Raw genomic sequence first — 6,432 nt, forward strand, 5'->3', positions numbered from 1 at the left:
AAAGAAAAACAGCAATTATAAAAATTGCTGTTTCTCCTTCTCACTATGCAGATGTTTTTGTATCAAGTACAGTACCGTCTTGTAAAACCAATTTCGGCGGTTCATTATCAGCTACTGTTTCTTTCGTAAGAATACACTTCTCAATATCTTTGCGAGATGGCAGTTCGAACATTACATCCAGCATCAAGCCTTCAATAATAGAACGAAGTCCACGAGCACCTGTTTTACGTTCAATTGCTTTTTTCGCAATTTCAATTAGTGCACCTTCTTCAAACTCTAACTCAACATCGTCAAGCTCCAATAATTTTTGGAATTGCTTAACAAGTGCATTTTTCGGTTTCGTTAAAATATCAACAAGAGCATCTTCATCAAGCGGCTCTAGGTTCGCAATAACTGGAAGACGACCAATAAACTCTGGAATTAAACCAAATCTTAAAAGGTCCTCTGGTAATACGTGAGATAAAACATGCTTCTCATTTACATCAGCATTTTTCTTCTCCGCACCAAATCCAATTACTTTTTCACCAAGACGACGTTTAATAATTGGCTCGATGCCATCAAACGCTCCACCACAGATGAATAAGATATTCGTTGTATCAATTTGAATAAACTCTTGGTGCGGATGCTTACGACCACCTTGAGGTGGAACGCTTGCTACAGTACCTTCTAAAATTTTCAGAAGTGCCTGCTGCACACCTTCACCAGATACATCACGTGTAATTGATGGATTTTCGGACTTACGTGCCACTTTATCAATCTCATCAATATAAATGATTCCTTTTTCCGCTTTCTCTACATCATAATCAGCTGCTTGGATTAATTTTAGTAAGATGTTTTCTACATCTTCCCCAACGTATCCAGCTTCAGTTAAAGATGTTGCGTCCGCGATTGCAAATGGAACATTTAAAATACGCGCTAATGTTTGTGCCAGTAATGTTTTACCACTACCCGTTGGCCCAATAAGTGAAATATTACTCTTCGCTAATTCTACATCATCAATTTTGCTGTTAGAATTAATGCGTTTGTAATGGTTATATACCGCTACCGCTAGTGCTTTTTTCGCGTTATCTTGTCCGATGACATACTCATCTAAGATTTCACGAATTTCTACCGGTTTCGGTACATCTTTGAATTCTACTTCTTCGTCCTTCGCAAGCTCCTCTTGTACAATTTCAGTACAAAGTTCGATACACTCGTCACAAATGTAAACACCTGGACCTGCAACTAACTTTCGAACTTGCGTTTGTGTTTTACCACAGAAAGAACATTTTAATTGACCTTTTTCATCATTAAATTTAAACATATTTTCACACCCCTTACAAAGTGCTAACCTCTTGCCTTCGTATGTACACGATAAATGTATCGTATGTAAATACATATTATGTCACTACGTGGCGAGAAATACAAATAATATGACTAGTTATGTACAAATAAAAAAATTTTAAAACTTTTGAAATATGTATATTCGACTTGTAAAGGAAGTTTTCCTTCTTCATCGAAAAGTTTTATAAATATATTTCTATATTTATAAAACAAGGCACGATTAAAATCGTGCCTTGTTATTTTATTATGCAGCGTTTTCTACTAAGAAATCTACAGCTTTACGCACTTTAAGATCTTCAGCTAAAGCGTCTACGCTTCCAAGAGCTTGCTTGATAGCGTCTACTGGCATACCGTACATTTCAGCCATTTTTTCAACTTCTGTAGTTACTTCTTCTTCAGTAACTTCGATGTTTTCAGCTTCAATGATAGCTTCAAGAACAAGGTTGATTCTTACGCGTTTTTGAGCGTCTTCTTTCATTTGCTCTTTTAACTTGTCAGCGTCAGTACCTGTGAATTGGTAGTAAAGCTCAAGGTTCATACCTTGTTGGCTTAAACGTTGCTCGAATTCACGAACCATACGATCTAACTCAGTGTCGATCATAGCTTCTGGAATTTCGATTTCAGCGTTAGCAGCAGCTAATTCTACTACTTCGTCACGTACTTTGTGCTCAGCTTCGTGCTTTTTGCCTTCTTCTAAGTTTGTACGAAGTTTTGTTTTTAATTCATCAAGAGTTGCAACCGCTTCGTCTGCTTCTTTAGCGAACTCGTCGTTTAACTCAGGAAGTTCTTTTGTTTTGATTTCGTGAATTGTCACTTTGAATGTAGCTGGTTTACCAGCTAATTCAGCAGCGTGGTACTCTTCTGGGAATGAAACTTCAACTTCTTTAGAATCACCAGATTTAAGACCAATTACTTGCTCTTCGAAACCAGGGATGAAAGTACCAGAACCGATTGCAAGAGAGTAGTTTTCGCCTTTTCCGCCTTCAAATGCTTCGCCATCAACGAAACCTTCGAAGTCGATTACAGCTGTATCACCGTTTTCAACAGTTCCTTCTTCTTTAACAACTAGTTCAGCTTGACGCTCTTGTAAAGATTTTAATTCGTTCTCTACATCTTCGTCAGTTACAGTTGTTTCAACTTTTTCTACTGCTAAACCTTTGTACTCACCTAATTTAACTTCAGGTTTCACTGTAACTTTTGCAGTGAAGATAAGGTTAGCATTTTTTTCGAACTTCTCGATGTTGATTTCAGGATGATCAACTGGGAAGATACCAGCTTCATCAATCGCTTCACCGTATGCTTTTGGTAAGATGATATCTATAGCATCTTGATATAAAGATTCGATACCAAAGCGTTGTTCGAATAACGGACGAGGCATTTTTCCTTTACGGAAACCTGGTACGTTGATTGTTTGTACTACTTTTTTGAACGCAGCGTCGATAGAGTTGTTTACTTCTTTAGCATCAACTTCGATTGTTAAAACGCCTACGTTACCTTCTAATTTTTCCCATTTTGTAGCCATTTATTCTTTCCCTCCAACTATAATAATGTATGCACATACCTCTATAGATTAAAATCTTCATTATCTCTTTTTTGAAATAACAAAAGTACAAATAATCCTCTAGCAAAAGCTTTTAGATATAATGTTCCAATCTACTAATTGCCTAAAAGACAACTACGGTATATTTTGTTCGAGAATAATATGAAACATATTAAGTAAGAGAATTACACTTCTCTTCTCTTACAAACAGGCAGATTTCTGCCTTTTGCAACCCTTACATTATAACATAGAATATGCTCGTTTCAAGAACCGAACGATTCTTTTTCATAATTATACGGGCAAATATCCTTCTCTTTCAACACGTAATAACCATTGATAGGCAATATGAAACTCTTCCAATTCAATATTATACGCCGTCATAAGCTCTTCTTCATCAATAGTCAATCCGAAACGCTTTCTTCCAATTCTCTCTAAAACAGCAGCCCAAATCTCCACTTTATCCATTAATAGAGCGAATGGGAAAACGCTAATTCGCAATTCTTTCCAATATGTAACCATCGCATCAAATATATCGGGATAATTTTGCTCTAATCGGTTTGATAATGTATGTATAATGTTATCGGATTGCTCCTCATTATGACCTGTAAATGCCGGAATCACCTTAATCGTATTCCCAAACTTTTCTACCTCTATCTCTTCTTCTATTTGATTTTCTATCATTTTATATAAAATAGAAGTTTTCAAATAAGGGTGCTGTTTTTCGTCTATTAAAAATTTCTTTAAAATAGGTAATGCTAGATCCAAGTCTTTTAACGAAAGTTGCTGAATCGCTCTTAGCTTTTGTCCAAAGTTTTCTCCAAACATTTCATTAGTAAACTCATCTAAATCAAAATTTGAATCGACTAGTGATGTATCCACTTCATTTAGCATACCTTCTGCAAATAAAGCGAGCTGCGCTAATTTTTCCTTTTGCTCAGGCATTATATCTTTCGTTTGCAAAACTTTTTCGACGGTTTCAATAACACCTTCATAATCATTTGTTTGAACTAAAATCGTCACATATGTTTCAAGAATATCACCAAATAATACAGCTCCCGTTTCAAGTAACTGTTCACATTTGTCTTTCGCTTCTTCCATATGCTTTAATTCTAACAAACAAATAACAGAAGCGAGTTCCGTTTGTTCCGTTTCTGCATTATACTGACGTAATATTTCAAAGCAGCGCAATGCATCTTCGAATTTCCGCTCTTTCAGTGCTAAAAAACCTTCATCAATATATCGCTCAGATAGCTGCGGAAACAATACGACCGTATTTTCTTTTTTATCCATACGTCCGCCTCTTTTTCTAGATTTTAATTATCTTTAAAGTAAATATATCAAATGAGTAATGAGAACACAACATCCCAAAACTATTTGTTTGAAATATGGAAATATTTAATTTTTATATTTCAATATAAACAAATCCTTACCAAAAATTAAAAATGCGCAAATAAAAATCCTCAGCAATTCAAGCAGAGGATTCATCCTTAATGGAAAGCTTTTATAATAGTGGGGTATATAACAAGGGTAATAATTTGGAGAACAATAATTGCCATAACAATCATGCTACAATAGAAGATCGGTTTACTTCGCTTCATTAAAAACATAATAATAAGCATCGTACAAGCAAACAAACTTAAGAAGAACAAACTCGTTGTCGAACTAAGTATACCACTCGGGACAAAGAACAATAACACTACACTACAAGTACCTATAATTCCAAATAACCATTCCATTCATTCACTCATTCCCTTTCCCTCTCATGGCAGTTTTTTGACTAAGCGATTAAATGTTTTACAACATCAACTACATACGTTAATTTCTCATACGCTACAAATCCAAAAGCAACTGTTAAACCCGTTACGATTAATCCCTTCATCATTTCTTCCTCCTCGTTTTATCGTTGTTACCTTTATTATAGAGGATTAGCAATTTGTTACCATCGAACTTCCTTACAGTTACCTTACAGAATTGTAAGATTTCAAAAGGGAGAGAACAACACCCCCTATTACTTCAGATGGCATCACGGAATTTCTCTGTAATCACTTGTTTTTCTCGTAGTTATTTTTCAGAGAATCCACCCTTACACTAATAGATTTACTAAATAACTTAGGATTGAAATAATTATTCGTTACTTTCCTTCACTTACCTTCAAATGTTTTCATTTATAAGAAAACACTTTATTGAAATCGTGTTAATATATTTTTATATAATTAAGAATTTAATTTTAAAGGGGGATTATGTATGTTTAAAAAAATGGCTGCAGATGTATTAGGACTAAGCGATGTAGGATCTGTCATCACACCGAAAGATTACGATAAAGTTGATGCTGATGATTATGTGATGCATGAAGACGGGGAAAAAATTTATTTTCTAATTAAATCAAAATCAGATGAATATTGTTTTACAAACAAAGGATTACTCCACTTAGATGGTACAAGCGCAACGAGTAAAAAACGGACACTACGCCGCTTTAGCTATAGTAAATATCAAATTAAAAACGTAGCACTTGAAACTGCCGGAACAATTGATTTAGATATAGAAATTAAGTTCCAAATGGGAGATGAGCATTATTCAATTGATGTTCATAAAAAACATATTGAAGAATTAAAAGATTTATATAAAGCTTTACTTAAAATAGAAGAAATCGCATACGACAACGATATTACATTGCAGTATGCACACAAAAGTCTAGATATGGCATCTAACGCTTTTAGCCGCATTTCAAACGCACAAGTAAATTTAGCAGAACAGTTTAAAGAAATGAACGAAATCGCCTTTAATTGGCTCGTTGATACGAAGAAACAATATAACGTGAAAGATTATGGTTTTGTCTTTGAGAAGTTTATTAATAACTAAACAAGAAACCCTTATTATCTATTGATAACAAGGGTTTCTTAGCGTCCTAGGAGAGATTTGAACTCCCACTCCGCCCATTTCCGTACTATTTTATATATTTTGATCGCAGTCTTAATATATCTTCGCCTTCGCGAATGCCTGCCGATCCCTTCCTCACATTTTTTACGACAGTCCAATCCGGGTTAGTTTCATCACCGATGTTCTGTACTGTAAAGTTGCCATCACCATATTTTCGGTGACCTTCTGCCAATTTCTCCGTTAAATCATTCTCATTTGATCTCGCCATCTTTGCGCCATCTCCCTTTTTTATACAACCTTCTTAAACTGTCCAACCCATCACACGTCCAGTCAATTGGAGATTCTCGCTTTCCACTTCTATTAATTGTAACACACTGTCGGGGATAAGTTTCGATCACAGCTGCTCCATCGTACTAGAATTGCAAAAAGTTTTATAACATTCTAAGTGATTAATTAGGGGAATCTGGATATGGATTCGAGTTCCATCATAAACCTATTGATTCTTTAAATTAAATAAGAGGAATAGGGCGCATAAATAGCGCTCTTTTCTTAATGAACTTTAATCTGCAATACATAATAATTATCATATATTACGTTATATTTTATACCTCTTGTACATACATCAATTTGTAGACAAACAAAAAACCTTGTTATCAAAAGATAACAAGGTTTTCTTAGCGTCCCAGGAGAGA

General features: G+C 34.9%; 6 protein-coding genes. 1 reads left to right on the forward strand and 5 read right to left on the reverse strand.

Going from position 1 to position 6,432, the window contains the following annotated elements:
• Positions 1–43 precede the first annotated feature (43 nt).
• The 4 genes from clpX to MR113_RS14180 all read right to left on the reverse strand — a co-directional run bounded on the left by clpX (position 44) and on the right by MR113_RS14180 (position 4,599).
• Complete coding sequence (gene clpX, locus MR113_RS14165) at positions 44–1,303, reverse strand: ATP-dependent protease ATP-binding subunit ClpX (RefSeq protein WP_000472283.1); 1,260 nt, start codon at positions 1,301–1,303, stop codon at positions 44–46.
• A gap of 264 nt (positions 1,304–1,567) precedes the next feature.
• A complete protein-coding gene (gene tig, locus MR113_RS14170) occupies positions 1,568–2,845 on the reverse strand; it encodes a trigger factor (protein ID WP_242254970.1) in 1,278 nt (425 codons plus the stop codon).
• A 309-nt stretch (positions 2,846–3,154) separates the two neighbouring features.
• The gene (locus MR113_RS14175; RefSeq protein WP_242254972.1) at positions 3,155–4,153 is read right to left on the reverse strand and encodes a hypothetical protein; all 999 of its coding nucleotides are present in this window, start codon (positions 4,151–4,153) and stop codon (positions 3,155–3,157) included.
• Positions 4,154–4,350: 197 nt separating this feature from the next.
• The gene (locus MR113_RS14180; protein WP_001973787.1) at positions 4,351–4,599 is read right to left on the reverse strand and encodes a hypothetical protein; all 249 of its coding nucleotides are present in this window, start codon (positions 4,597–4,599) and stop codon (positions 4,351–4,353) included.
• A gap of 508 nt (positions 4,600–5,107) precedes the next feature.
• Between MR113_RS14180 and MR113_RS14185 the strand changes: the two genes are divergently transcribed.
• Positions 5,108–5,722, forward strand: coding sequence for a PH domain-containing protein (locus tag MR113_RS14185; protein ID WP_163096185.1), 615 nt, complete (start codon positions 5,108–5,110; stop codon positions 5,720–5,722).
• 85 nt (positions 5,723–5,807) lie between these two features.
• Here MR113_RS14185 and MR113_RS14190 read toward each other — a convergent pair whose 3' ends face one another.
• Positions 5,808–6,008: a hypothetical protein gene (locus tag MR113_RS14190; RefSeq protein WP_000124458.1), complete on the reverse strand. Its 201-nt coding sequence runs from the start codon at positions 6,006–6,008 to the stop codon at positions 5,808–5,810.
• Positions 6,009–6,432 lie beyond the last annotated feature (424 nt).

The sequence above is a fragment of the Bacillus cereus group sp. BfR-BA-01379 genome (assembly GCF_022663605.1).
GTDB lineage: Bacteria > Bacillota > Bacilli > Bacillales > Bacillaceae_G > Bacillus_A > Bacillus_A mobilis.

Excerpts from the sequence above, each read along its gene's own strand:
- MR113_RS14190 (WP_000124458.1), bottom strand. The coding sequence starts at position 6,008 with ATGGCGAGATCAAATGAGAATGATTTAACGGAGAAATTGGCAGAAGGT.
- clpX (WP_000472283.1), bottom strand. The coding sequence starts at position 1,303 with ATGTTTAAATTTAATGATGAAAAAGGTCAATTAAAATGTTCTTTCTGT.
- MR113_RS14185 (WP_163096185.1), top strand. The coding sequence starts at position 5,108 with ATGTTTAAAAAAATGGCTGCAGATGTATTAGGACTAAGCGATGTAGGA.
- MR113_RS14180 (WP_001973787.1), bottom strand. The coding sequence starts at position 4,599 with ATGGAATGGTTATTTGGAATTATAGGTACTTGTAGTGTAGTGTTATTG.
- tig (WP_242254970.1), bottom strand. The coding sequence starts at position 2,845 with ATGGCTACAAAATGGGAAAAATTAGAAGGTAACGTAGGCGTTTTAACA.
- MR113_RS14175 (WP_242254972.1), bottom strand. The coding sequence starts at position 4,153 with ATGGATAAAAAAGAAAATACGGTCGTATTGTTTCCGCAGCTATCTGAG.